The 25,957-nt window shown below is 61.0% G+C and carries 27 protein-coding genes and 2 tRNA genes; 14 read left to right on the forward strand and 15 right to left on the reverse strand.

Annotated elements, in window-relative coordinates; genetic code table 11:
* Nucleotides 1–60: 60 nt before the first annotated feature.
* Nucleotides 61–1,125: a DNA polymerase IV gene (gene dinB, locus BLV20_RS07535; protein WP_092299191.1), complete on the reverse strand. Its 1,065-nt coding sequence runs from the start codon at nt 1,123–1,125 to the stop codon at nt 61–63.
* A gap of 300 nt (nt 1,126–1,425) precedes the next feature.
* Here dinB and BLV20_RS07540 point away from each other — a divergent pair.
* The 5 genes from BLV20_RS07540 (at nt 1,426) to BLV20_RS07560 (ending at nt 6,793) form a co-directional block, all read left to right on the forward strand.
* A tRNA-Met gene (locus BLV20_RS07540) sits at nt 1,426–1,502 on the forward strand.
* A gap of 205 nt (nt 1,503–1,707) precedes the next feature.
* Nucleotides 1,708–1,784 (forward strand) — tRNA-Met (locus tag BLV20_RS07545).
* A 278-nt stretch (nt 1,785–2,062) separates the two neighbouring features.
* Nucleotides 2,063–4,711: a bifunctional lysylphosphatidylglycerol flippase/synthetase MprF gene (mprF, locus tag BLV20_RS07550; protein ID WP_092299194.1), complete on the forward strand. Its 2,649-nt coding sequence runs from the start codon at nt 2,063–2,065 to the stop codon at nt 4,709–4,711.
* On the forward strand, nt 4,711–6,006 hold the full coding sequence (locus BLV20_RS07555; protein WP_092299197.1) for a virulence factor family protein: 1,296 nt from the start codon (nt 4,711–4,713) through the stop codon (nt 6,004–6,006). The genes mprF and BLV20_RS07555 overlap by 1 nt, the downstream gene beginning before the upstream one ends.
* A 496-nt stretch (nt 6,007–6,502) precedes the next feature.
* The gene (locus BLV20_RS07560; RefSeq protein ID WP_092299200.1) at nt 6,503–6,793 is read left to right on the forward strand and encodes a DUF3077 domain-containing protein; all 291 of its coding nucleotides are present in this window, start codon (nt 6,503–6,505) and stop codon (nt 6,791–6,793) included.
* Between the two features lie 65 nt (nt 6,794–6,858).
* Here the strand turns inward: BLV20_RS07560 and BLV20_RS07565 are convergent, their stop codons facing one another.
* Nucleotides 6,859–8,700: a potassium transporter Kup gene (locus tag BLV20_RS07565; protein ID WP_371914301.1), complete on the reverse strand. Its 1,842-nt coding sequence runs from the start codon at nt 8,698–8,700 to the stop codon at nt 6,859–6,861.
* 391 nt (nt 8,701–9,091) lie between these two features.
* On the opposite strand from BLV20_RS07565, the gene rimO reads away from it, so the two are divergent.
* The 6 genes from rimO (at nt 9,092) to tsaA (ending at nt 14,004) form a co-directional block, all read left to right on the forward strand.
* Nucleotides 9,092–10,429, forward strand: a complete 1,338-nt coding sequence (gene rimO / locus BLV20_RS07575; RefSeq protein ID WP_092299206.1) for a 30S ribosomal protein S12 methylthiotransferase RimO — start codon at nt 9,092–9,094, stop codon at nt 10,427–10,429.
* A gap of 104 nt (nt 10,430–10,533) precedes the next feature.
* Complete coding sequence (locus BLV20_RS07580) at nt 10,534–11,007, forward strand: GNAT family N-acetyltransferase (RefSeq protein WP_092299209.1); 474 nt, start codon at nt 10,534–10,536, stop codon at nt 11,005–11,007.
* An 82-nt stretch (nt 11,008–11,089) separates the two neighbouring features.
* Nucleotides 11,090–11,800: an rRNA pseudouridine synthase gene (locus BLV20_RS07585; protein ID WP_025806691.1), complete on the forward strand. Its 711-nt coding sequence runs from the start codon at nt 11,090–11,092 to the stop codon at nt 11,798–11,800.
* Between the two features lie 66 nt (nt 11,801–11,866).
* A complete protein-coding gene (locus BLV20_RS07590; RefSeq protein WP_092299212.1) occupies nt 11,867–12,328 on the forward strand; it encodes a YehS family protein in 462 nt (153 codons plus the stop codon).
* 133 nt (nt 12,329–12,461) lie between these two features.
* Entirely contained in the window at nt 12,462–13,232 is a 771-nt protein-coding gene (locus tag BLV20_RS07595) for an SDR family oxidoreductase (protein ID WP_092299215.1), read from the forward strand.
* Nucleotides 13,233–13,308: 76 nt separating this feature from the next.
* Entirely contained in the window at nt 13,309–14,004 is a 696-nt protein-coding gene (tsaA, locus tag BLV20_RS07600) for a tRNA (N6-threonylcarbamoyladenosine(37)-N6)-methyltransferase TrmO (RefSeq protein ID WP_092299218.1), read from the forward strand.
* A gap of 94 nt (nt 14,005–14,098) precedes the next feature.
* On the opposite strand, the gene fpr is transcribed toward tsaA, so the two are convergent.
* The gene (gene fpr / locus BLV20_RS07605) at nt 14,099–14,878 is read right to left on the reverse strand and encodes a ferredoxin-NADP reductase (RefSeq protein ID WP_007923929.1); all 780 of its coding nucleotides are present in this window, start codon (nt 14,876–14,878) and stop codon (nt 14,099–14,101) included.
* A 135-nt stretch (nt 14,879–15,013) separates the two neighbouring features.
* On the opposite strand from fpr, the gene BLV20_RS07610 reads away from it, so the two are divergent.
* Nucleotides 15,014–15,940: a LysR family transcriptional regulator gene (locus tag BLV20_RS07610; RefSeq protein WP_092299221.1), complete on the forward strand. Its 927-nt coding sequence runs from the start codon at nt 15,014–15,016 to the stop codon at nt 15,938–15,940.
* Here the strand turns inward: BLV20_RS07610 and BLV20_RS07615 are convergent.
* From BLV20_RS07615 to BLV20_RS07625, 3 genes are all read right to left on the reverse strand, one after another.
* Nucleotides 15,937–16,299: a diacylglycerol kinase gene (locus tag BLV20_RS07615; protein ID WP_092299224.1), complete on the reverse strand. Its 363-nt coding sequence runs from the start codon at nt 16,297–16,299 to the stop codon at nt 15,937–15,939. The two genes, BLV20_RS07610 and BLV20_RS07615, sit on opposite strands and share 4 nt — an antisense overlap.
* 75 nt (nt 16,300–16,374) lie before the next feature.
* Nucleotides 16,375–17,025: a response regulator transcription factor ErdR gene (gene erdR / locus BLV20_RS07620; RefSeq protein WP_009047330.1), complete on the reverse strand. Its 651-nt coding sequence runs from the start codon at nt 17,023–17,025 to the stop codon at nt 16,375–16,377.
* Between the two features lie 295 nt (nt 17,026–17,320).
* Nucleotides 17,321–18,031 (reverse strand): tRNA-uridine aminocarboxypropyltransferase, encoded by a 711-nt coding sequence (locus BLV20_RS07625; RefSeq protein ID WP_092299227.1) that lies wholly within the window; start codon nt 18,029–18,031, stop codon nt 17,321–17,323.
* Nucleotides 18,032–18,220: 189 nt separating this feature from the next.
* On the opposite strand from BLV20_RS07625, the gene BLV20_RS07630 reads away from it, so the two are divergent.
* Nucleotides 18,221–18,640: a PA3611 family quorum-sensing-regulated virulence factor gene (locus BLV20_RS07630; RefSeq protein ID WP_092299230.1), complete on the forward strand. Its 420-nt coding sequence runs from the start codon at nt 18,221–18,223 to the stop codon at nt 18,638–18,640.
* Nucleotides 18,641–18,655: 15 nt separating this feature from the next.
* Here BLV20_RS07630 and BLV20_RS07635 read toward each other — a convergent pair whose 3' ends face one another.
* Entirely contained in the window at nt 18,656–18,850 is a 195-nt protein-coding gene (locus BLV20_RS07635; protein WP_092299233.1) for a hypothetical protein, read from the reverse strand.
* A gap of 481 nt (nt 18,851–19,331) precedes the next feature.
* On the opposite strand from BLV20_RS07635, the gene BLV20_RS07640 reads away from it, so the two are divergent.
* A complete protein-coding gene (locus BLV20_RS07640) occupies nt 19,332–20,447 on the forward strand; it encodes an LOG family protein (protein ID WP_092299236.1) in 1,116 nt (371 codons plus the stop codon).
* A gap of 45 nt (nt 20,448–20,492) precedes the next feature.
* On the opposite strand, the gene recX is transcribed toward BLV20_RS07640, so the two are convergent.
* The 8 genes from recX to BLV20_RS07680 form a co-directional block, all read right to left on the reverse strand.
* A complete protein-coding gene (gene recX, locus BLV20_RS07645) occupies nt 20,493–20,960 on the reverse strand; it encodes a recombination regulator RecX (protein WP_092299239.1) in 468 nt (155 codons plus the stop codon).
* An 8-nt stretch (nt 20,961–20,968) separates the two neighbouring features.
* Nucleotides 20,969–22,021, reverse strand: a complete 1,053-nt coding sequence (gene recA, locus BLV20_RS07650) for a recombinase RecA (protein ID WP_092299242.1) — start codon at nt 22,019–22,021, stop codon at nt 20,969–20,971.
* Between the two features lie 83 nt (nt 22,022–22,104).
* The gene (locus BLV20_RS07655; protein WP_092299245.1) at nt 22,105–22,605 is read right to left on the reverse strand and encodes a CinA family protein; all 501 of its coding nucleotides are present in this window, start codon (nt 22,603–22,605) and stop codon (nt 22,105–22,107) included.
* Nucleotides 22,606–22,688: 83 nt separating this feature from the next.
* Nucleotides 22,689–23,225: a lysis system spanin subunit gene (locus BLV20_RS07660; protein WP_092299248.1), complete on the reverse strand. Its 537-nt coding sequence runs from the start codon at nt 23,223–23,225 to the stop codon at nt 22,689–22,691.
* Nucleotides 23,207–23,770 (reverse strand): glycoside hydrolase family 19 protein, encoded by a 564-nt coding sequence (locus tag BLV20_RS07665; protein WP_092299251.1) that lies wholly within the window; start codon nt 23,768–23,770, stop codon nt 23,207–23,209. The genes BLV20_RS07660 and BLV20_RS07665 overlap by 19 nt, the downstream gene beginning before the upstream one ends.
* Before the next feature lie 21 nt (nt 23,771–23,791).
* The gene (locus BLV20_RS07670) at nt 23,792–24,394 is read right to left on the reverse strand and encodes a tail fiber assembly protein (RefSeq protein WP_092299254.1); all 603 of its coding nucleotides are present in this window, start codon (nt 24,392–24,394) and stop codon (nt 23,792–23,794) included.
* Nucleotides 24,395–24,400: 6 nt separating this feature from the next.
* Nucleotides 24,401–25,465: a phage tail protein gene (locus tag BLV20_RS07675; RefSeq protein ID WP_092299257.1), complete on the reverse strand. Its 1,065-nt coding sequence runs from the start codon at nt 25,463–25,465 to the stop codon at nt 24,401–24,403.
* A 21-nt stretch (nt 25,466–25,486) separates the two neighbouring features.
* Nucleotides 25,487–25,957 carry a tail fiber assembly protein gene (locus BLV20_RS07680; protein ID WP_305883256.1) on the reverse strand — a complete coding sequence of 157 codons (471 nt, stop codon included), beginning with the start codon at nt 25,955–25,957 and terminating at the stop codon, nt 25,487–25,489.

Raw genomic sequence — 25,957 nt, forward strand, 5'->3', positions numbered from 1 at the left:
CTGTAACCGCTGCCGAGCTTGTCAGGCGGCGGCTACAGGATATGGGTGTCGCAACGCACTTCAGGAGCGGTTGAACAGCTCCAGCTGTTCATGCCCGCCACGCAAGTCCTGCAGGCGCACGCCAATCCCCAATAGCCGCACCGGCCTGTCCCCGCGCTTGAACGCCTGGGTCAAAAGCTGCCGATAACTCTCCAGATCCCGCCCTGCCCCCGCCTGCTCGAGGGTGGTCTGGGTAAAGTCGTGAAACTTCACTTTGACGAAGGGCTTGCCCGGGCGATAACTGCTGTCGATTCGCTCGATCCGGCCGGCCAGGGTCTGCATCAGCTCCGGGAGTTTGTCCAGGCAGCTCTGCAAGTCGGGCAGGTCGACGTCGTAGGTGTTTTCCACGCTGATGGACTGCCGGCGGCTGTCGTTCTGCACCGGCCGCTCATCGATGCCCCGGGCCAGGTTCCACAGGCGCTCGCCAAAACTGCCGAACTCGCGCACCAGCGCCAGCCTGCCCCATTCGCGCAACGCCTCGCAGTTGACGATGCCCAGGCGCCCCAGCTTGTCGGCCGTGACCTTGCCCACCCCATGCAGCTTGTTGACCGGCAAGGCCGAAACGAAGTCCTCGACCTGGTCTGGAGTGATGACGAACAGGCCGTTGGGCTTTTTCCAGTCGCTGGCGATCTTGGCCAGGAACTTGTTTGGTGCAACCCCGGCCGACACCGTGATATGCAGCTGATTGGAGACCCGGCGCCGAATATCCTGGGCAATGCGCGTAGCGCTGCCGGCAAAATTGGCGCTGTCGGATACGTCCAGGTAAGCCTCATCCAGGGATAAAGGCTCGATCAGGTCGGTGTAGTCGCGAAAGATCGTATGGATCTCCTTCGAGGCTTCCCGATAGGCCTCCATCCGCGGCTTGACGATCAGCAGGTCGGGGCACAGCGCCAGCGCATGCCGCGAAGACATGGCCGAACGCACCCCAAAAGCGCGGGCTTCGTAGTTGCAGGTGGCGATCACCCCGCGTCGCTCCGCCGAACCGCCCACCGCCATCGGCCTGCCGGCCAATTGCGGGTCGTCGCGCATTTCGATGGCGGCGTAGAAGCAATCGCAGTCGATATGAATGATTTTGCGCTGCGTCATATAAAGGCAGGGTTCATGGCGGCAAAAGGTCGATCACCAAACAGGGGCGACAGTATCTCACCGAGAACTGTATATAGCACCAGTAGTTTGATTTCTCCTGCGAGCCATTGGAAAAATCGCAAAATGAATTTATTTCTTCAATCGGTCAAAGCCCGCCAATAGAGCTGAGAGCCTTGTGCAGCATGCCCTCAAGGCCGATCCAAAGGGCACTCCTGCTCGCTAAGCGATTGAAGGAGAACAGTTTTTCCAGCCAAACCAGTTGACAGCCCAGCGTTCCTCTGTAGAATGCCGCCACACAGACGCGGGATGGAGCAGTCTGGTAGCTCGTCGGGCTCATAACCCGAAGGTCGTCGGTTCAAATCCGGCTCCCGCAACCAAACATCAAAAAAGGCTACTCGAAAGAGTGGCCTTTTTTGTGCGCGTCGGTTTTATCGCCCTGCCCTGCTCGACGTCGGGCCAAAAACAAAACCCTTGCGCCACCGAGACTTAACCCGCCTTGCGCGTCATTCACCATTTATTTGACTCAATGAACCATTAACGGTTGACACTCTGGCGTTCGCCTGTAGAATGCCGCCACACAGACGCGGGATGGAGCAGTCTGGTAGCTCGTCGGGCTCATAACCCGAAGGTCGTCGGTTCAAATCCGGCTCCCGCAACCAAACATCAAAAAAGGCTACTCGAAAGAGTGGCCTTTTTTGTATCCGTCGAAAAAATCTTTTCGCAACAATGACCTGGCAATCTTTCACGAGCGTCAGTCACCTCCCCATTCTTTCCAACCCACTGTGCTCATTGCCTGACCGCCGCTTGCAAACGCTGGCCGTCCGGGCTCGCAGGGCCATGGTGAGACGCGTTAATATTTGTAACTATTTTTTTTTGCAGGGATTGGTAACTTGGCTGGATACCCCCATCCTGTCGCGCACAATCCACGAGGTGATTGATGCGCGCCAACTCGTCTGACTCACAAGACACCGATACCGTTACAGCGAACCAACCGGTTGCAGCCACCCGCTTGCGCTGGCTGGAACTGTTGAGCAAATACCGCCAACCCATTGGCCTGGCCGTCACCCTGCTGTTATTCGGCATTGCCCTGATTGCTTGTCGCCATTTGCTCAGCGAGCTGGACCTGTATGCCCTGCACGACTCGATCCTCGACGTGCCCAGGCCGGCCCTGCTCGGCGCCCTGGCCGCGACCGTGGTCGGCTTCGTCATCCTGCTCGGCTATGAATGGTCCGCCAGTCGTTACGCTGGGGTGAGCCTGCCGCCACGCACCTTGGCCCTGGGGGGCTTCAGCGCTTTTGCCATTGGTAATGCCATCGGTTTGTCGCTGCTTTCCGGCGGCTCGGTGCGTTACCGACTCTACGCCCGGCATGGCGTGGGAGCCGGCGACGTCGCCCATATGACCCTGTTCGCCAGCCTGTCCCTTGGCTGTGCCCTGCCACCGCTCGCGGCCTTGGCGACCCTGAGCAACTTGCCTGCCGCCTCCGCCGCGCTGCGTCTGTCCGAAGGCCTGCTGGCCGGCATTGCCGGTGCCGTACTGCTGCTCTGCGCGATCCTGGTTGTCGGCATCTACCGTCGTCGCCTGCCCGAGCAGCCACTGCCGGACAACCTGCTGGTCAAGGCCGGGCGCCGCACCCTGCGCCTGCCCGGGCGTCGCCTGACGCTCCTGCAACTGCTGATCACCGCCCTCGACGTCGCCACCGCAGCCACCGTGCTTTATTTGCTGCTGCCCGAAGCTCCGCCCTTCGGCGCCTTCCTGCTGGTCTACCTGCTGGCCCTGGCCGCCGGTGTGCTCAGCCACGTGCCGGGTGGCGTCGGGGTGTTCGAAGCCATCTTACTGGCCGCCTTCGCCGACAAGCTCGGTGCGGCGCCACTGGCGGCCGCCCTGCTGCTGTACCGGCTGATCTACGTGATCCTGCCGATGCTGGTGGCCTGCGTGCTGCTGCTGATCAATGAAGCCCAGCGCCTGTTCCAGACCCGTCAATCGCTGCGGGTGGCCTCGGGCCTGGCGGCACCGATCCTCGCGGTGCTGGTATTCGCCTCTGGCGTGGTGCTGCTGTTTTCCGGCGTCACCCCGGAAATCGACACCCGCCTGCAACACATCGGTTTTCTGATTCCACACCGCCTGGTGGATGCCTCGCACTTCGGCGCCAGCCTGGTCGGCGTACTCTGCCTGCTGCTGGCCCAGGGCCTGCGCCGGCGTCTTTCGGCGGCCTGGATCCTCACCACCATCCTGCTGCTGGTTGGCGCCGTACTTTCGCTGCTCAAGGGTTTCGACTGGGAAGAAGCCTGCCTGATGACCCTGACCGCCAGCCTGCTGGCGATCTTCCGGCGCTCCTTCTACCGGCCGAGCCGCCTCACCGAATTGCCGTTCTCGCCGCTGTACCTGGTGGCCAGCGTCTGCGTGCTGGGCGCCTCGATCTGGCTACTGCTGTTCGCCTATCAGGACGTGCCCTACAGCCATCAGCTGTGGTGGCAGTTCACCCTCGATGCCGACGCCCCGCGGGGCCTGCGCTCGTTGCTGGGGGCCGCGGTGCTGCTGGTGGTGGTGTCCCTGACCTGGCTGCTACGCACCGCGCGCCCAGTGATCCACCTGCCCAACAGCGAGGAGCTGGACCGCGCGGCGAAGATCCTCATGGCCTCTTCCCAGCCCGACGGCGGCCTGGCCCTGACCGGCGACAAGGCATTGCTGTTCCACCCCAACGACGACGCCTTCCTCATGTATGCCCGGCGCGGGCGCAGCCTGGTGGCCCTGTACGACCCGATCGGCCCCACCCAGCAACGGGCCGAGATGATCTGGCAATTCCGCGACCTGTGCGATCTCCACCACGCCCGCCCGGTGTTCTACCAGGTGCGCGCGGAAAACCTGCCGTACTACATGGACATCGGCCTGACCGCGATCAAGCTCGGCGAAGAGGCCCGCGTCGACCTGAACCGCTTCGACCTCGAAGCCAAGGGCAAGGAGATGAAGGACCTGCGCTACACCTGGAACCGTGGCACCCGGGATGGCCTGTCGCTGGAAATCCACGAGGCCGGGCAAGCGCCGATGGATGAGCTGAAAGTCATCTCGGACGCTTGGCTGACCGGCAAGAATGTCCGTGAGAAAGGCTTCTCCCTCGGCCGCTTCAGCGAGGATTACCTCAAGCATTTCCGCATCGCGATCATCCGTTTTGAAGGACGTCCGGTGGCCTTCGCCAACCTGCTCGAGACCTACAGCCACGACCTGGCCAGCCTCGACCTGATGCGCGCCCACCCGGAGGCTCCCAAGCTGACCATGGAATTCATGATGGTCGGCCTGATCCAGCATTATAAAAACCATGGGTATGCCCGCTTCAGCCTGGGCATGGTGCCGTTGTCGGGCTTGCAGCCCCGGCGCGGCGCGCCACTTACCCAGCGCCTTGGATCGATGGTTTTCCGTCGGGGTGAGCAGCTGTACAACTTCCAAGGGTTGCGCCGTTTCAAAGACAAATTCCAGCCTGACTGGGAACCTCGTTACATGGCCGTGCCCGCCGGACTCGATCCGCTGGTGGCACTGGCCGATACCGCCGCCCTGATTGCGGGCGGCCTGACTGGATTGGTGAAACGCTGATGATTCAACGCTCCTGGCGGTATGTTTTAGCCACCTTGGTGGTGTTTGCCCTGATAGCGGGAGGCGGCTACTGGTTCTGGAACCGTCCGGCGCCGCAACCGACCCTGGAACACTTGGCCCAGGCCGACGGCTCGACCCTGACCCGTGTTACCCCGGCCACCCAGGCCAAGGCCCGGGTGGCCGTCGCCGTGCTCGCCGACGAAGCCCTGACCGACAGCCAACTCCTGGCCCTGAGCCGTGGCGGCGCGGCGCAGATCGTCCAGGTAATCCTGCCCAAGGATGACTGCAAGCTGCAGGAGCAAGTCCTGCAGAACGCATTGGGCCAACTCAAGGGCGCGGCGACCCTGGTCAGCGGCATCGGCCCTGGCGCCGCCCTGGCCTGGCGCTGGATCGCCACGCAGAACGACGACCAGGCCCAGGCCGTGTCGGTGGGCTTTACCATCAACCCGGCCCCGGGCTGCACCGATCCATTGCCCAAGACCCTGGCCCATGGCCACTGGCTGGTAGCCTGGAACGACAACCCGGATGACGAGAGCGCCGGTTTCGTGCGTGACACGCCCAACGCCACCACCAGCATCAGCGACTACGACATTCACCTGCCGCAGGTGCTGAACAACGAACTGCGCAAGCTGCTGGTGGGTTCGGACAATGGCGGCCTGAACATCCCGGTGGTCGAAGTACCGGCCGGCCAGGCCAAGGACACCGTGACCCTGTTCCTCTCCGGCGACGGCGGCTGGCGCGACCTGGACCGCGACGTGGCCGGCGAGATGGCGAAGATCGGCTATCCGGTGGTCGGCATCGACACCCTGCGCTACTACTGGCAGCACAAGACCCCGGAACAGAGCGCCACCGACCTGAGCGAACTGATGCAGCACTACCGGCAGAAATGGGGCACCAAGCGCTTCGTGCTGACCGGCTACTCATTCGGCGCCGACGTGTTGCCAGCCATCTACAACCGCCTGCCGGAAGCCGAGCAGCAGCGGGTCGACGCGATTATCCTGCTGGCCTTCGCCCGCACCGGCAGCTTCGAGATCGAAGTCGAAGGCTGGCTGGGCAACGCCGGCAAGGAAGCCGCCACCGGCCCGGAAATGGCCAAGCTGCCCGCCGCCAAGGTGGTGTGCATCTACGGCGAGGAAGAAGTCGACGAAAGCGGTTGCACCGACAAGACCGCCGTGGGCGAAGCCATGAAACTGCCGGGCGGCCACCACTTCGACGAAAACTACCCGGCCCTGGCCCAGCGCCTGGTCAACATCATCGAGAAACACCAGGGCAAGGCCAAGGTCGCCGAAGAGTGATCTGAGCGGCCCAGACAAGGCCCCCGCTGCCCATCGGCACCGGGGGCTTTTTATGGCAGGCCGTTTTGTAGGGGAATCTCCAACAGAAAAGCCCCCGTCACTGGTGAAGTAACGGGAACCTTTGTTTTCGCGTAGGCGAAAAAAGTCGTGACATCGGATGACTCCCGCTGAGGGGGTAGGCAAACTCCGAATATTGCGTAAGGGGATGCGCTAGAGCGCGTTGCCGCCTTGTTGGCCTTCACTTCGGCGGGATAGGCTCCAGACGTCGCTGACCAATCAGTGACCGGGCTTGGAAACCCGAAGAGTCTGGGCAACTAGCACCCCATAGTGATTGCAGGCGAATTTAGCGCCTGCAATCCATCAGTTATGGCGGCTGTGCGTGGGAGACCTTCGGGTCTGCCGGTTTCCTGGATTCCCGGTTTTCCAACCTGCGTACAGCTGCCACCCATTCGCTTGGAAACGAACGTGGTAGCTCCTCAAATTCAGGAGTTGGACCATGAACAATGCAGACCCGCCTCAACTTTCAAACCTGAAAACCGTAGGCGTCACCCCTTTCCTCTACCGCGCAGACCAGCCGCTGTTCCAGGTCAGCGCCGACGTGCCGATTGGCGAGGCCTTGGCCCAAGCCTCCGACCTGTTGTCCCTGGCCAAGGCCTTTGCCGAGGACGCCGCCTACAGCAAAGACACCGACCGCCATGCCTGGGCCGCGTATTTTCTGACGGCCATGGGCAAGGCGGTGATTGATGATGTGGTGCAGGTGCTGCCCCCTCAGGCTGAAAAGCACTAAAAGCCCTGAAACGAAAAAGCCCCCGCTACCACAAGGCAACGGGGGCTTTTCGCTTTTGATCGGGCCTACATCTCGATCTGGGTACCCAGCTCGATCACCCGGTTCACCGGCAGCTTGAAGAAGCGCAGGTTGCCGTTGGCGTTCTTGAGCATGAAGGCGAACAGCGCCTCGCGCCAACGCGCCATGCCGACGAGTTTGGAGGTGATGACCGTCTCGCGGCTGAGGAAGTAGGTGGTGCGCATCGGGCTGAAGTCCAGCTCGTCCAGATGGCAGAGTTTCAGCGCTTCGGGCACGTCCGGCTCGTCGGTGAAACCGAAGTGCAGGATCACCCGGAAGAAGCCTTCGCCATAGGAGTCCACCTCGAAGCGGCGCTGGGTCGGCACCCGTGGAATATCTTCATAGACCACGGTGAGCAACACCACTTGCTCGTGCAGCACCTGGTTATGCAGCAGGTTATGCAACAAAGCGTGAGGCACGGCATCGGGGCGCGCGGTGAGGAATATCGCCGTGCCCTGGACCCGATGCGGCGGTTGCAGGCGGATGCTGCTGATGAAGATCGGCAGCGGCAGCGCGCCCTCGTCGATGCGCTCCACCAACAGCTCCTTGCCGCGCTTCCAGGTGGTCATCAGCACGAACAGCGCAATCCCCGCCAATACCGGGAACGCGCCGCCCTGGAAGATCTTCGGCACGTTGGCGGCGAAGAACAGGCCGTCCACCAGCAAAAAGCCCAGCAGGATCGGCACCGTCAGCACCGGCGACCACTTCCACAGCAACAGCATGACCGCCGACACCAGGATGCTGGTGATCAGCATGGTGCCGGTCACCGCCACGCCGTAGGCCGAAGCCAGCGCGCCGGAAGACTCGAAGCCCAGTACCAGGAGAATCACCCCGACCATCAGCGCCCAGTTCACCGCGCCAATGTAGATCTGCCCCTGCTCCGCGCTGGAGGTGTGCTGGATGTGCATGCGCGGGATATAGCCCAGCTGGATCGCCTGGCGGGTCAGGGAGAACGCGCCGGAGATCACCGCCTGCGAGGCGATCACGGTGGCCAGGGTCGCCAGCACCACCAGCGGGATCAGCGCCCAGCTCGGCGCCAGCAGATAGAACGGGTTGCGCGCCGCTTCCGGGTTCTCCAGGAGCAAGGCGCCCTGGCCGAAATAGTTGAGCACCAGCGCTGGCAGCACCAGGGCGAACCAGGCGCGGGCGATCGGCTTGCGCCCGAAGTGGCCCATGTCGGCGTACAGCGCTTCGGCGCCGGTCAACGCCAGGACCACGGCGCCGAGAATGGCCACGCCCATGCCCGGGTGCACGATGAAAAAGCGCACGCCCCAGACCGGGTTCAGCGCCTGCAGCACTTCCGGGTGCTGGGCGATGCCGTAGATCCCCAGGCCGCCCAGGGTGACGAACCACAAGACCATCACCGGCCCGAACAACTTGCCGATGCGATCGGTGCCGTGTTTCTGGATCAGGAACAGCGCCACCAGCACGATCAGCGCCAGCGGCACGACCCAATGCTCGAGCCCGTCGAAGGCGATCTCCAGGCCTTCTACCGCCGACAACACGGAAATCGCCGGGGTGATCATGCTGTCGCCATAGAACAAGGCCGCGCCGATCAGGCCCAGGATGACCAGCACCGTCCGCAGCTTCGGATAGGGCGTCGACGCCCGCCGGGCCAGGGCGGTCAAGGCCATGATGCCGCCCTCGCCCTGGTTGTCGGCCCGCAGGATAAACAACACGTATTTGATCGAGACCACCCAGATCAGCGACCAGAAGATCAATGCAAGAATGCCGAATACACCGTCGTGGTTGACCGGAACCCCGTAATGCCCCGCGAATACCTCCTTCAAGGTATACAGCGGGCTGGTGCCGATATCGCCATAAACCACCCCGACCGCCGCCACCAGCATCCCCAGGGGCCTGGCCCCGGAATGCTCGACGCCCACCGCCTGACTACTTGCCTGATCCATCCACCACTCCTACTACCCAGACCGGGGCTTCTTATAAAAGGCATGACATTCAAGACAACGCCAAGCTTGCAAGACTCTCGTGAATGCCAATGCAGCATGCGCCCTTTTACTTACAGTTACAGACGTTCTCTTGACTATAAGAATTCGCATGGGCGCAACGGCGCGAAGCATAGCGCAGCACTCGTCGTATTTCCCTGCATAAAGCTGGTCAAGTGCGTCGCCCATCGCTAGAATTGCGCACTTTTTGATCAGAGGCGCGCCAAGCGCCCGTCCGTCGCCAGCGGTTTTACCCAGACCGCCGAGCGACCCGACACCTATGCCGAGGTTAGACATGTCCACCCCTACCGCGCCAGCCAACCCCAAGGTCGGCTTCGTTTCCCTGGGCTGCCCGAAAGCGCTGGTCGATTCCGAGCGCATCCTCACGCAATTGCGTATGGAAGGTTATGACGTGGTGTCCACCTACCAGGACGCCGACGTCGTGGTGGTCAACACCTGCGGCTTCATCGACTCGGCCAAGGCCGAATCCCTGGAAGTGATCGGCGAAGCCATCAAGGAAAACGGCAAGGTCATCGTCACCGGCTGCATGGGCGTGGAAGAAGGCAACATCCGCGACGTGCACCCGAGCGTGCTGGCCGTGACCGGCCCGCAGCAGTACGAGCAAGTGGTCAGCGCGGTGCACGAAGTGGTTCCGCCGAAACAGGACCACAACCCGCTGATCGACCTGGTGCCGCCACAAGGCATCAAGCTGACGCCTCGGCACTACGCGTACCTGAAGATTTCCGAAGGCTGCAACCACAGCTGCAGCTTCTGCATCATCCCGTCGATGCGCGGCAAGCTGGTCAGCCGCCCGGTCGGCGACGTGCTGGACGAGGCCCAGCGCCTGGTCAAGTCCGGGGTCAAGGAACTACTGGTGATCTCCCAGGACACCAGCGCCTACGGCGTCGACGTCAAGTACCGCACCGGCTTCTGGAACGGCGCGCCGGTGAAAACCCGCATGACCGAGCTGTGCGAAGCCCTCAGCACCCTGGGCGTCTGGGTCCGCCTGCACTACGTCTACCCGTACCCGCACGTCGACGAGCTGATCCCGCTGATGGCCGCCGGCAAGATCCTGCCGTACCTGGACATCCCGTTCCAGCACGCCAGCCCGAAAGTGCTCAAGGCCATGAAACGCCCGGCCTTCGAAGACAAGACCCTGGCCCGGATCAAGAACTGGCGCCAGATCTGCCCCGAGCTGATCATCCGCTCGACCTTTATCGTCGGCTTCCCCGGCGAAACCGAAGAAGACTTCCAGTACCTGCTCGACTGGCTGACCGAAGCCCAGCTCGACCGCGTCGGTTGCTTCCAGTACTCGCCGGTAGAAGGTGCGCCAGCCAACGACCTGGACCTGGAAGTGGTGCCGGACGAGGTCAAGCAGGACCGTTGGGAGCGCTTCATGGCGCACCAGCAGGCAATCAGTTCGGCGCGCCTGCAACAGCGCATCGGCAAGGAAATCGAAGTGCTGATCGATGAAGTCGACGAACAGGGCGCCGTGGGCCGCTGCTTCTTCGACGCCCCGGAAATCGACGGCAACGTGTTCATCGACGGTGCCGGCGACCTGAAGCCAGGCGACAAGGTCTGGTGCCGGGTGACCGACGCCGACGAATACGACCTGTGGGCTGAAACCCTGTAAGGCGTAAAAAACCGCACAGCCCCGCTCTCTTCGCGAGATGCGGGGCTTTTTTACGTCTATCGTTTGCTCAGGACCCGATGCGTCACAGCAAAGGAGCAGTTGGCATGCGCCATCATTCGGTCATTCATACCCCGAAACACAGCGACTACCCGGAGCTGACCCGGGTCTGGGAAGCCTCGGTACGCGCGACCCACGACTTCCTGCCGGACAGCTACATCGAACTGCTGAAGAACCTGGTGCTCAACCGCTACCTGGATGCGGTGATGCTGATCTGCACCCGGGACCAGCGCCAGAACATCACCGGCTTTGCCGGGATTGCCGCCGGCAAGATCGAAATGCTGTTCATCGATCCCGCCCATCGCGGCCAGGGCCTGGGCAAGCAATTGCTCAGGTACGCCATCGAACACCTGCACGCCGACGAACTCGACGTCAACGAGCAGAACCCGCAAGCCCTGGGTTTCTACTTCAAGCAGGGCTTCGAGATCATCGGCCGTTCCGAGCACGACGGCATGGGCCAGCCTTATCCGCTGCTGCACATGCGCCTGAAACAGCCCCGGCAGCAGGCGCTGCGCGGCTAAAAGCCACAGCGGGCAAATGGACCCGCGATTAACCGGCGCCGGGCAGGTACAATGCCTGCCCCCTTTTGTTACGGCCCCTGTCATGACTGACCCGATTCGTCTCTCCAAACGCCTCATCGAACTCGTCGGCTGCTCCCGCCGGGAGGCTGAGCTGTTCATCGAGGGCGGCTGGGTCACCGTGGACGGCGAGGTCATCGACGAGCCGCAGTTCAAGGTCGACACCCAGAAAGTCGAGCTCGACCCGCAGGCCAAGGCCACCGCGCCCGAGCCGGTGACCCTGCTGCTGAACGTGCCGGCCGGCCAGGACGTCGACAGCGCCATGCAGTCGCTGAGCGCCGCCAGCCTGTCCGAGGAACACCGCTTCGGCAAACGGCCACTCAAGGGCCACTTCCTGCGCCTGACCGCCAGCGCCGACCTGCAAGCCAACGCCAGCGGCCTGCTGGTGTTCACCCAGGATTGGAAGATCCTGCGCAAGCTGACCGCCGACGCGGCCAAGATCGAGCAGGAATACGTCGTCGAGGTGGAAGGCGAGATGGTCGCCCACGGCCTCAACCGCCTGAACCACGGCCTGACTTACAAGGGGCGGGAACTGCCGCCGGTCAAGGCCAGCTGGCAAAACGAAAACCGCCTGCGCTTCGCCATGAAGAACCCGCAACCGGGCGTGATCGCCCAGCTCTGCGAAGCAGTAGGCCTGAAGGTCGTGGCCATTCGCCGCATCCGTATCGGTGGAGTTTCCATCGGCAAGGTGCCGGTCGGGCAATGGCGCTACCTGTCCGCCAAAGAGAAATTCTAGGCCGACACCCATTCAGACGCCGCGCTTGCCCGCGGCGCTCAACATGAACAGACCAGGACTGTAGACATGATTCATAACGATGTACTGCGCAGCGTGCGCTACATGCTCGACATCAGCGACAAGAAAGTCGTCGAGATCATCAAACTGACCGGCTTCGACGTGAGCCTGAGCGACGTCGTCAGCTACCTGAAAAAGGACGAGGAAGAAGGTTTCGTGCATTGCCCGGACGAGGTCATGGCGCACTTCCTCGATGGCCTGGTGATCTACAAGCGTGGCAAGGACGAAAGCCGTCCGCCGCTGCCGATCGAATTGCCGGTGACCAACAACATCATCCTGAAGAAGCTGCGGGTTGCCTTTGAGCTCAAGGAAGACGACATGCACGCCATCCTCAAGGCCGCCGACTTCCCGGTGTCCAAGCCCGAGCTGAGCGCGCTGTTCCGCAAGTTCGGCCACACCAACTATCGCCCGTGCGGCGACCAGTTGCTGCGCAACTTCCTCAAGGGCCTGACCCTGCGCATTCGCGGCTGATACCCGGCCGATCCGCGGTGGCCACTCTCGGCCACCGCCATGCATGACCACTCATTCCCCCGCGCAATAATGGCTCCGCTCCCGGCGACTGACGACTAGGGTATGCACTGACCCTCAGCCCTCAGGATTCGCCATGCATCCCTACTTTTCCCTGCAAGGCCGCACTGCCCTGGTGACCGGTGGCACCCGTGGCATCGGCAAGATGATCGCCAAGGCTTTTGTCGAGGCCGGCGCCACGGTCTATATCTGCGCTCGCGATGCCGAGGCCTGCCAACAAACCGCCACGGAGCTCGGGGCACTCGGGCACTGCCATGCCCTGGCCGCCAACCTGGCAAGCGAAGACGGCATCCAGCAGCTCGCCGCGCACCTTCAAGCCCGGATCGGCCAATTGGACATCCTGGTGAACAACGCCGGTACCACCTGGGGCGCGCCGCTGGAAAGCTACCCGGTGAAAGGCTGGGAAAAAGTCCTGCAATTGAACGTGACCTCGGTGTTCAGCTGCATCCAGCAAATGCTGCCGCTGCTGCGCAAGGCTGGCTCCGCGGCCAACCCGGCGCGCATCATCAATATCGGCTCGGTGGCCGGGATTTCTTCCTTCGGCGAACAGGCCTATGCCTACGGCCCGAGCAAGGCCGCGCTGCACCAACTGTCGCGAATCCTCGCCCGCGAACTGGTCAGCCAGCACATCAACGTCAACGTGATCGCCCCTGGGCGCTTTCCAAGCAAGATGACCCAGCATATCGGTAACGATGAACAGGCCCTGGCCGAGGACACGGCGCTGATCCCAATGAAACGCTGGGGCCGCGAGGAGGAAATGGCCGCCCTGGCCATCAGCCTGGCAAGCACCGCCGGCGCCTATATGACCGGGAACATCATTGCGCTGGACGGCGGGTTCAGCCTCTGAACCCGCAGCCTGCGGCAGCGGCTGCAGGTCCGCCCGGGTTATCATGGCGGCCCCTACCCCGTCTCGACTCCAGACCATGACCTACAGCGTTTCCCCCATCGGCTTCGTGCGCTCCTGCTTCAAGGAAAAGTTCGCCATCCCGCGCCAGCCGCAGCTGGCCCCGGCGGCCCGTGGCGTGCTGGAGTTGGTGGCGCCCTTCGATCAGGGCGACGCGGTGCAGGGCCTGGAACAGGTGAGTCACGTCTGGCTGCTGTTCCTGTTTCACCAGGCGCTGGAAGACAAGCCACGGCTCAAGGTCCGCCCGCCGCGCCTGGGCGGCAACAAGTCCATGGGCGTATTCGCGACCCGCGCCACCCACAGGCCCAACGGCATCGGCCAGTCGGTGGTCAAGCTGGACAAGGTAGAGGCCAATCGCCTGTGGATTTCCGGCATCGACCTGCTGGACGGCACCCCGGTTCTCGATATCAAGCCCTACGTGCCCTACGCCGACATCATCGACAGCGCCAGCAACAGCATCGCCAGCGCAGCGCCGGAGCTGATCCCGGTGCGCTGGAACGATAACGCCCTGCAACAGGCCCATACACAGGCTCAGCGCCTGCAAGAGCCGCTGGTGGAGCTGATCGAACAATGCCTGGCCCAGGACCCGCGCCCGGCCTACCAGACGCCCACGCCGGAGCGCGAATACGGCGCGCAGTTCTGGGACCTGGATGTGCGCTGGCACTACCCGCAGCCGGGCCAGATCCTCGTGCTGGAAGTGGTTCCGGCGCGCTGACCGGCAACCGGAAACGAAAAAGCCCGCGCTGCCTTCTCAGGCAACGCGGGCTTTCTTGGGCCTTCAGCAGCGAGCTTGCTCGCCCCTACGTCGCTTACTTCTCGACGAAAGCGCGCTCGATCAGGTAGTCGCCCGGCTCGCGCATGCGTGGCGAAACGGTCAGGCCGAAGCTGTTGAGCACTTCGCTGGTCTCGTCGAGCATGCTTGGGCTGCCGCACAGCATGGCGCGGTCGTCCTGCGGGTTGATCGGCGGCAGGCCGATATCGCTGAACAGCTTGCCGCTGCGCATCAGGTCGGTCAGGCGGCCTTCGTTCTCGAACGGCTCGCGAGTCACGGTTGGGTAATAAATCAGTTTTTCACGCAGCGCCTCGCCGAAGAACTCGTTCTGTGGCAGGTGCTCGGTGATGAACTCACGGTAGGCAACTTCGTTGACGTAGCGCACGCCGTGGCACAGGATCACTTTCTCGAAACGCTCGTAGGTTTCCGGATCCTGGATGACGCTCATGAACGGCGCCAGGCCGGTGCCGGTGCTGAGCAGATACAGATGCTTGCCAGGCTTCAGGTCGTCCAGTACCAGGGTACCGGTAGGCTTCTTGCTGATGATGATCTCGTCGCCTTCCTTCAGATGCTGGAGCTGGGAAGTCAACGGGCCATCAGGCACCTTGATGCTGAAGAACTCGAGATGCTCTTCCCAGTTCGGGCTGGCAATCGAGTAAGCGCGCATAAGCGGGCGGCCATTGGGTTGTTGCAGGCCGATCATCACGAACTGACCGTTCTCGAAGCGCAGGCCCGGATCGCGGGTGCACTTGAAGCTGAACAGAGTGTCGTTCCAGTGATGAACACTGAGGACACGCTCGTGGTTCATGTTGCTCATGTACGGGGGACTCCTGGAAAGTTGTCGGCGCACGCTCTGCGGCAGGCGAGCCGAGCGCAATTGCACAGCATTCTAATGGCGGCGACAATATCTGTTAACTGGATTATTAAGATAAGGGTTATCGGTTATATCGATATGCGATTTACTCTCCGTCAACTGCAAGTATTCGTCGCCGTCGCCCAGCAAGAGAGCGTTTCTCGTGCTGCCGGCCTGCTGGCCCTTTCCCAATCGGCGGCGAGCACTTCGATCACCGAGCTCGAACGGCAATCGAGTTGCCAATTGTTCGATCGCGCCGGCAAACGCCTGAGCCTCAACGCCCTGGGAAAACAGCTGCTGCCCCAGGCGGTGGCGTTGCTGGACCAGGCCAAGGAAATCGAAGACCTGCTCAACGGCAAGTCCGGCTTCGGTTCATTGTCGGTGGGCGCGACCCTGACCATCGGCAACTACCTGGCGACCTTGCTGATCGGCAGCTTCATGCAGGTCCACCCGGAGAGCCAGGTCAAACTGCATGTGCAGAACACCGCGCATATCGTGCAGCAGGTCGCCCATTACGAAATTGACCTGGGTCTAATCGAAGGCGACTGCAGCCACCCGGACATCGAAGTACAGACCTGGGTCGAGGATGAGCTGGTGGTGTTCTGCGCCCCGCAGCATCCCTTGGCCAAGCGCGGCCACGCGAGCATGGAGGAGTTGACCCACGAAGCCTGGATTCTGCGGGAACAGGGTTCCGGCACGCGCCTGACCTTCGACCAGGCCATGCGCCATCACCGCAGCGCGCTGAATATCCGGCTCGAACTGGAACACACCGAAGCGATCAAGCGCGCGGTGGAATCGGGGTTGGGGATTGGCTGCATTTCCAGGCTGGCCCTGCGCGACGCTTTCCGGCGTGGCAGCCTGGTCCCGGTGGAAACGCCGGACCTGGACCTGGCCCGGCAGTTTTATTTCATCTGGCACAAGCAGAAGTACCAGACCTCCGCGATGCGCGAATTTCTCGACCTCTGCCGCGCCTTTACCGCCGGGGTGCAGCGCAGCGACGAGATCGTGCTGCCGAGCATTCCTTAAATAAGGATCACGGCCCAGACCACGGCAATCATGCTCAAGGCCACGAATTGCGCGGCGCTGCCCATGTCCTTGGCATTTTTCGAGAGCGGGTGGCGATCCAGGGAGATCCGGTCGATTGCCGCCTCGACCGCCGAATTGAGCAATTCGACAATCAGCGCCAGCAGGCAGACCGCGATCAGCAATGCCCGCTCGACCCGGCTGACAGTCAGCAGGAAAGACACAGGAATCAGAACGACGTTGAGCAGCACCAACTGCCGGAACGCTGCTTCGCCAGTGAAGGCCGCACGCAGGCCATCGAAGGAATAGCCCGAGGCATTGAGGATGCGTTTAAGACCGGTTTGACCTTTGAAAGGCGACATAAATAGGCAACTAGAACAATAAGGAATGGGAAAGCTAGTTCAACAAAAGTCAAAAAAGCGTGAAGAAAGAGCCAGTTACTGGCTGGAAATTGACTCAAGTTGTTGCAGGAGCAGCGCCGCCTGAGTGCGGGTCCGCACCCCCAGCTTACGGAAGATTGCCGTCACATGGGCCTTGATGGTGGCTTCCGAAACGCTCAATTCATAAGCGATCTGCTTGTTCAACAAACCCTCGCAGACCATGGTCAGCACCCGGAACTGTTGTGGCGTCAGGCTCGCCAAGCCTTCGCTGGCCGCCTTGGCCTCGGCGGAGACGCTGACCTGTTCGAAAGCCTGTGGCGGCCACCAGACATCGCCGTCGAGCACGCTACGCACGGCTTGTTGAATGACTTCGAGAGAACTGGACTTGGGAATGAAGCCGCTGGCACCAAATTCACGTGAACGCACCATCACTGATGCTTCTTCCTGGGCCGACACCATCACCACCGGAATCTGCGGGTATTGACCGCGCAACAGCACCAGGCCGGAAAAACCGTAGGCCCCAGGCATGTTCAGGTCCAGCAGCACCAGGTCCCAATCGGCCTTTTCGGTCAGTCGAGCTTCCAGTTCGGCAATGCTCGCCACTTCCACCAGGCGGACATCCGGGCCGAGGCCCAGGGTCACTGCTTGATGCAGTGCGCTACGAAAGAGGGGGTGGTCATCGGCAATCAGGATTTCGTATGTGGCCATTTTTCAAATGATCCTGTTTTTTATGGGAAAACCGATGCATTCGGTCCTCGCCAAGGCAACACAGGTGCCAGCCAGAATGCTGCACCCAGAGAGCACGATCAACGCCAAGAGCCCGGAAATGCGGCGTTTCAAAGATCGGTCGCGCCCTAATCGGCGCCAAGCATGCCCAGCGAAGCCGGGGTGGTCAAGCTTCGGGCTGTACGGCATCTTAGCTTGCTAACTAATAACAGTGCCATCATGCAAAGCCACGCCCGCGCGGCTGCGCCTTGATGCTTCCAGTCCCTTGCCTCAGGTCTTACAGAAAAGGCTTGAGGCGCGTGTGCGTCTCATCATCAGGATCGATCTCAAGCTGGAACTTGGCCGACAGATAATGGGTGCTGAACACATCCAGATAAGCATCCAGCACTTCGCCGGCCTGCCGGTCCGCGGCCAACTCCAGGCACAGCGCCGCAACCTCCGCAGTACAGAAATGGTCATCGCGCTTGGAGCGCCGCAGCTTGTAGCGCGACAACTGCTCGGGCTCCAGGCTCAATACCGGCAAGTGTTCAAGATAAGGGCTTTTGCGAAACATCTTGCGCGCTTCGCTCCAGGTCGCATCCAGCAGGATAAACAGCGGGCGCTTGCCCGCCTCCAGGCGGACTTCGTTCACCACTCGCTGTGGCGCGACGAACTCTCCGGGGAACACCACATAAGGCTGCCACTGGGGATCGGCCAGCAAGGCCAGCAATTGTGGGTCGACTTCCGTCCGTGACCAGGGGAACGCCATGGTGTCTTCTATGACATCGGCGATCAGCCAGCCGGTATTGCTCGGCTTCATGGGTTCGACGTCATGCATGATCAGGCACATCGCCGATTGCGCGGAAACCTTGGGACGCCAGGCACACATGCAGTGGCTGGGAATCACCCGACAGCCCGGGCAGCGCTCCGCCCGGGAACCCCGTGCGGTAAAAGGCCTGACGGCGCGCGCAAGACGTTGGGCGCGCAGGCGGGAAACGGCGTGACTCATTAAAAGCCGCCCTGGCAAAAAGAAGGAATCGACACGAAAGGAACTCGGAAAGCTGAAAAGTCGCACAAGTTTATCAGAGCTCTCTGCTCAAACCTGTACCGCCTCCCCCTGCTCCCCTATAATTCGCCGCCACTGAACGCACAGTCGCGTGACTGGTCGAAGCATCAGTCACTGAACCAGGAGAGTTTCATGTTGCGCTTTATCGTTCCCACCGCCGCCCTTCTGCTGGCCTTGCCGTTCAGTGCTCAGGCTGCATCGCTGCAAGACTTCGAACTGAACAAGACCCTGCAGAAAACTGCCGAGGAAAGTAACGTCGGCACGCCTCGGGAAGTCAACGAGAACATCCTCGACCAGGGGTACACCGTCCAAGGCAAAGAGCTGATCAACCACCTCAGCGTCCAGGCCGAACACGCTGAAAAAATGCGCGCCAACCCCAAGGCCGTGTACCTGCAGCTGGGCGCCAGCGTTTGCCGTGACCCGAACTACCGCAAGCTGATGGCCAAGGGCGCGATCATGCGCTACGAATTCACCGAAAACCGGACCAACCGCCCGGTCGCCTCGGCGCGCTTCCAGGAGTCGGACTGCCCGGCCCCGGCGAAGAAGAAGTAATTCGAAAAAAGCAATTCAATGCCCAGCTGCGCGTCGCTGTTGATCATCGGCCCGCAGCTCCGCCAACAGAGCCTGCAAATAGCTCGAACGGCGCTCCCCACCTTCAAGCCGGCGTCGGCATTCCTCTTCAAGCGTCAGGTGATTGGCGTCCGCCGCTGACTTGAGCAGTTGGTACAACTGCACATCTATATCCAGCACGACTTTGTGCATTCCCAGCCTCCATGCCTCCACTGGCCATGAGCTGCGCGACATTCCCGGCCTGCGCATCCTGCCTTTGACGCCAAGCTGTCTTGCTGGCGTTGTAACTTAGTAAATCAGAGCATCCGACGGTCGGTACGCGTTCGGACAGGCGGTGCAACACTCCGCGCCACCGGCAATAAGTGATTGCCAGCACCAACTTTCAAGGCCCATGATCAAGTCAGCGCGATTCATCATGAAGGTCTAGATTTCAAGATGCCCATGCTGAATTTCCCTGGGTGGATCCGGAGGCCGCCCAAGCGCGTCTTGCAGTGCAAATGCTTTCTAAATCAAGGAATAGCAGAACCTGTATGGCTGGCCCACTGGCCACGGCAGGGTTTTTCCACCCTGGCCAATCAGCCGTTGAAGTCGGGCTGACAGCGACACAGGCAGTGTCGTGATGCCAACGAATGCTTCGTTCGTGTCAAAGGTTCTGTGCAGAAGGAGAAGTTGAATGCCTTACGAACCGAATGACCTCCTCAGTCGTCATTTTCAGAGCAACGGTATCGACCTCACCAAGGTCGAAGAACAACTCAACCTGATCGCTCCCAACAGCCCAAACATTCCTCTTTATCGCGACATGATTCTTACCGTCCTGCGCATGGCCCAGGACGATCTCAACCGCTGGAACGCAAAAATCACCCTGCAGGCCCTGCGCGAACTGGAACATGCCTTCCGCGTATTGGAGCAGTTCAAAGGACGACGCAAGGTGACCGTATTCGGCTCCGCGCGTACGCCGATCGAACATCCGCTGTACGGCCTGGCACGAGAACTCGGCGCAGCCCTGGCACGCTCCGACCTGATGGTCATCACCGGCGCCGGCGGCGGCATCATGGCCGCGGCCCACGAAGGTGCCGGCCGCGATCACAGCCTGGGGTTCAACATCACCCTGCCCTTCGAGCAGCATGCCAACCCGACGGTGGACGGCACCGAGAACCTGCTGTCCTTCCACTTCTTCTTTACCCGCAAGCTGTTCTTCGTCAAGGAAGCCGATGCCCTGGTGTTATGCCCGGGCGGCTTTGGCACGCTGGATGAGGCGCTGGAAGTACTGACCCTGATCCAGACCGGCAAGAGCCCGCTAGTACCCGTCGTGCTGCTGGATGTTCCGGGAGGAACCTTCTGGCAAGGGGCCCTGGACTTTATTCACAACCAACTCGAGAGCAACCGCTACATCCTGCCAACCGACATGAAGCTGATGCGCCTGGTGCACAACACCGAGGAGGCGGTGAAGGAAATCAACCAGTTCTACAGCAACTTCCACTCCAGTCGCTGGCTGAAACATCAGTTTGTCATTCGCATGAATCACAAGCTCAGCGAACCGGCGCTCGAGCAGATGCAGACGGCATTCGCCGATCTGTGCCTGAGCGATCGCTTCCATCAACATGCCTACAATGTCGAAGAACACAACGAACCGGAGTTCAGCCATCTGGCACGCCTGTCGTTCACTTTCAACGCCCGCGACAATGGTCGCCTGCGTGAACTGATCGACTTCATCAACCTGCCGGAAAACTGGGCGGTGCATCAGGCCAGAACGCCACAACGCAACAGAGAGCCGATCAAGGTCACTTGAGCGGAAAAGCGGCGGCCCGCGCATTCGATTCGCGGGCCCTACAGGTCAGTCGTCCACCGTTCGGCCGCTCAACAAGCGGCCGATCATGTCCATCGAATATCCCCGATACCCCAGAAAGCGCCCTTGTTTGGCACGCTCCTTGGCGTCTATCGGAAAATGCCCGGCAAACTTGCGCCGCCAGACATCCTCCAGCTGGGCTTGCCAGTCGATGCCGCTCTCACGCAAGGCGAGTTCGATATCGGCACGCTGCAAACCGCGCTGGCTGAGTTCTTCACGAATACGCAGGGGACCGTAGCCGGAACGGGCACGGTAGGAAACGAAACTTTCGAGATAGCGGGATTCGGATAGCAGCCCCTCTTCCGTCAAACGGTCCAGGGCTGTTTCGATCATCTCGGGAGAGGCGCCGCGCTGACGCAGTTTACGCGTCAGCTCGACTCGACCGTGCTCGCGTCGCGCGAGCAGGTCCATTGCAGTTCGCCGCACCGCGACGAGGGTATCGAGTACGGCGGTCATCGGCTCGATCAGATATCCGCGTCAGCCATGTCATCGATGGTCTCGTTGACCGGCGAAGCTTTGACATCAGCCGTTGGAGACAGCAGCTTGTCGCGAATCTGCTTCTCGAGGGCATTACCGATTTCCGGATTGTCCTGCAGGAACTTGGCCGAGTTGGCCTTGCCCTGACCGATCTTGTTGCCCTGGTAGCTGTACCAGGCACCGGACTTCTCGAGGAAACCGTGCAGCACGCCCAGATCGATGATCTCGCCGTTCAGGTAGATACCCTTGCCGTACAGGATCTGGAATTCAGCCTGGCGGAACGGTGGAGCCACCTTGTTCTTGACGATCTTGACCCGGGTTTCGCTACCCACGACTTCGTCACCTTCCTTCACCGCGCCAGTACGGCGGATATCCAGACGGACCGAAGCGTAGAACTTCAGGGCGTTACCACCGGTGGTGGTTTCCGGGCTGCCGAACATCACGCCGATCTTCATACGGATCTGGTTGATGAAGATCACCAGGCAGTTGGCGTTCTTGATGTTGCCGGTGATCTTGCGCAGCGCCTGGGACATCAGGCGGGCCTGCAGGCCCACGTGCATGTCGCCCATTTCGCCTTCGATCTCGGCCTTGGGCACCAGTGCCGCCACGGAGTCGATCACGATCACGTCGATGGCATTGGAGCGCACCAGCATGTCGGTGATTTCCAGCGCCTGTTCACCGGTATCCGGTTGGGAAACCAGCAGGTCGTCAACGTTGACCCCCAGCTTGCCGGCATATTCCGGGTCCAGTGCGTGCTCGGCGTCGACGAAGGCGCAAGTGGCGCCCATCTTCTGTGCCTGGGCAATCACGGACAGGGTCAGGGTGGTTTTACCGGACGATTCCGGACCGTAGATTTCAACAATACGGCCTTTTGGCAGGCCGCCGATGCCGAGTGCGATGTCCAGACCCAGAGAGCCCGTGGAAATGGCCGGGATCGCCTGGCGGTCGTGATCGCCCATACGCATTACGGCACCCTTGCCGAATTGACGTTCGATCTGACCCAGGGCCGCAGCCAAGGCTTTCTTCTTGTTGTCGTCCATTAAAGTCCTCACGTAATCAATAAGGCCTGACGGCCAACACCTGTATAAGTAGCCAGTATTATTCCACAGCGTTCGTGGATCGCCTACCCCTGTTTTGAGATTTCTGCGGCGGCATGTTGCAGCAAGCCCTCTAGCGCGGCCTTCACCGTTTGTCGGCGGACTTCGTCTCGATTCCCGGGAAAGTGCCGGCACTCGGCCGTTACCGTCTCTGCAACGCCCCAGGCCAGCCATACGGTACCCACCGGCTTCTGCGGCGAGCCGCCATCCGGGCCGGCCACCCCGCTGACCGCCACGGCAAAACGCGCCCGGCTTTTGTCTTGCGCGCCTCGGGCCATCGCCTCGACCACTTCGCGGCTGACCGCGCCGACGGAGGTGAACAGCGCCTCCGGCACCCCCAACTGCTGACTCTTCTGACGATTGGAATAGGTCACATAGCCCGCCTCGAACCAGGCCGAACTCCCCGGAATACGGGTGATTGCTTCGGCAATCCCGCCGCCGGTACAGGATTCGGCCGTGGTGACGTGGGCATTCAGAACCTGCAAGCGCCTGCCAAGTTCAGCGGCAAGCTGGGTGATTTCGTTCACGGTCCTCTCCTGATGGGGCTGGCGGTTGCCTTACCGTACACGAGCACAACGCGCTTGCAAGGCGCAGACCGGATCAAAATGTTTTAACGCCCGAGGGCCCTGATATAGGCCTGGCAAGCCCGCAGGGCGATCAGTCCCCGGTCGCCGGCATCGGTGATGCCGACAATTCGTTGAGCATGCGCCGGGTCAAGTCGGGCTCGCGGGGCTCCATGAACCAGGCCGCCGGTGGCGGCGGTGGCAGGCACTGCGCAGCCGACGGCGCGGTCCTGGGCATCGAGGAGGACTGACAAGCGCAGATCAGCAGTGGCAAGACGGTCGCGCAGGCGACCTTGATCACGTTGGGCATCATTCAGGGCTCGGTAATGGGTTTGGTCGCTGGCCTGCAGTTGCTGCTCCAGGGCCAGGCGTTTGTCCTGCTCGTCCCGCTGCCGGGCAGCGGCCGCCTGGTTCAGCTGATTCAGCGCTTCGCCGTGCAGCCTGGCCTGCTCCGCCAGTTGCCGGCCAAAGCGCCACTCCTGAACCTGCCAGGCCAAGCCCCCCGAGACACCCGCCACCAGGGCCAGCAGCACGAGGACAGCGAGCGCCCGGGCAGACAGGGGCATCAGGCTGAAGGCTGGCATAGCACCTCCCGCGCCCGCGCCCAGAGCTGCAAGCGGTCCTCCAGCCCGTTCAAACCGCCGTTGATCCGCCGGGTAATGCTGTTGAACTGGTCACGGTCGGCCAGTTCGTTAAGGCCGTTCTGCTGCCAGAACCAGGTGGCCGACTCGGCGGCCCACTGCGGCTGCTCCAGCAATTCCGGCAAGGCCAGCAAACGCTCGTCGCCGAACAGCCCGAGGCTGCATTGTCGGTAGTTATCGCGACCGGTGACCTGGATCAGTCCGCGGCCACGGTATTTCTGGCCGTCGCCATCGGCCTCCGGGGTATTCCCCAGGCGGGCCGCCAGGCTGCCGGTGTCGTATTTGCTCAGGTACTGGTCATTGCCCAGCTCCCGCACATACCGCAGTTGCCCCGACTCATGACCGACCTGCGCAAGGAAAGCGGCCATGCGTTTGGGTGTGTTGATATGACGGTGCGCCATGGCAGTGTTAAGCGCAGAAACAAAAACGCCCGCTTGGGAGCGGGCGTTGGGCATTATTTTGAGGAGTTGTCCCTCGGTCACAGACATTAGTGTCCCCCTGACTTGGGTTTATTTAGCGCGGAAGAAAGATCGCAAGGCATTCAATCGTCCACGGGGGGCATCTAGAGTTAGCACTGGCCACTCAACTTCAAGCGGATAACCTGGCTGCTGCTCGATACGGTTCAAGGCAACGCAATAGCGCTTCCACTCCAGTAAGGCAGATTGTTCCTCGGATGAGGCTTCTCCCAGTTCAAGGGCGTATTGAAGGGGCGCCATGCGCAACGACGCCTCACCCAATAGTTTGTCCCGTTCACTTTGAGCGGCGAGTGTTGCTGCTGCCTGTTGTGCTTTTACATCAAGCTGCCAGGAACCCTCGTGCCAACTGAAGTACGGTCCCGGTGGCGCCGTTTTCGTAAATCCTTCTGGCAGGTCACCCACCTCGGACCACTCCACGGATTCACCTGTATCGGTGCTATAGACCACACCACGCAAATCAAGAACTTGTTGAGGCCAGCCTCCAATAAGGGCCCATACATGACCAGACATTGGCTCATCGAGCTGCTGGTCCAGAGTTACAGCATTATTTGGTAACTGAATGCCCAAACCAGGAATAAGGGGAAACTCGACAGGGCCGATCAGAGCCCCCGATACATCAATCAGGTAGTTCATCATTTCGTCTCAGATCAGTTTCAACCGGCCAGGGTAGGCAACGTTATGGGGACGCGCCTCTGCGCCTCCTTCGTTGGATAAACCGGTACCCACAGGTGTGGTCCCAACCAACTGGTAGGGAAGCGTGTACCTCAGAGACCAGACCGACGTCTGGAAGACCGCTCCATTCGCAGCCCCTTCCCCCACCGCCACCGCCGTCGGCGTATGGATGTGCGCCCGATTCTGGTCTCGTTGGACAACGCCAGGATTACGACCCGGATCGATTCCTCGCCCTTCGTCCAGAACCCGCAGGAACTCACCCCGCCCTTCGGGCCCTCGAAACGTCAGCGCGCCATCACCACTAGTCCAGCCTCCTTCCGCGCCGACTCGCGTAGCCTCGGTCCACATCATTCCCGACACCTTGGCGTGATCCCACAGCCAGGGCCATTCGGCGCGACTGAGAATCGCCCCGTTCAAGGCGCCATAACCACCGGGGCTGAAAGCGGTCGTCGTTTCAAAGACCGGACGCCCCAGAGGCGTACTATCGAACCGACCTACCGGCCACCAACTTCCAGCACCATCGCTGCGCAGATGCCACCAATCCCCTGCGCCCATAAGCACCAGGAAGGGATAACCAGCAGGACGTAAATGAGTGTGGAACTTGATGTTGTCGGTTCCCGAACATTGCACTACCAAGCGGTTACCGCTGTTGTCGACGCGGCGCACGATAACATCACGCACTCCCAGGCCTGCATTGCTGGGAGGAAGCGTTATCGATACCGAATCTGCCGCACCGTTGATGAGTAACAAACCCAGTTCGTCAGGCTCCAGCAATCTGGAAACCGCAACATTTTTCACCACTGAAAGCATCGGGCTTGCTTTACCAACAATAACTTGCAATGCCTTCAGCAACTGACCGTTATCGTTTTCATCCGGTGCTATTCCTGCGTTCTTTATTACTGCCAATATTTCTTGAGTTATACCATTGCCCCAAGCTGCTGGAATCAATGATCCTGGTGCACCAGAAATCGCATTTTCATCGACAAACCGACCACCGACCAAACCAACACTTGGAACACTATTCGGATAATCCATCACCTAACCTCTTCAATTACATCACTCAGCAGGAATCTCGGGCCATTCGATAACCGTTGGAAACCCCTCTTGCTCCTGCACCCGCGATAGCAGCACCCGGTACTTTTTCCAGGTACTCAAAGAGATCTTCTTCGTGGCCAAGGCCGCGATCTCCTTATCCGTGGCAATTTCAAGTTCCACGGAGTCTTGCAGGATATTCACGTCGGCCTGCAACTTCTCGATCATGGAGTTGGCGACAGCCGTCAGTTCGGCGCGTTGTAGCAACATATTGCTCTTAATCACATCAACCCCCGGCTCGGCGATATCACCAAATTCCAAAGCCACTGCACGATCAAACAATTCACGACCATGTAATTCCGGGTCATCGGGAGAAGCAGTAAATATGATTTCGCCAAGCGACTCCCTGCTCTCTTCGAAAGTCACATACAAATTAAGCGTTGTATGAGCCAGGTCGTTCCAGCACGGCGTACGAGCACTCAATACCTTCATCAT

Source organism: Pseudomonas sp. NFIX28, assembly GCF_900107395.1.
Lineage (GTDB): Bacteria > Pseudomonadota > Gammaproteobacteria > Pseudomonadales > Pseudomonadaceae > Aquipseudomonas.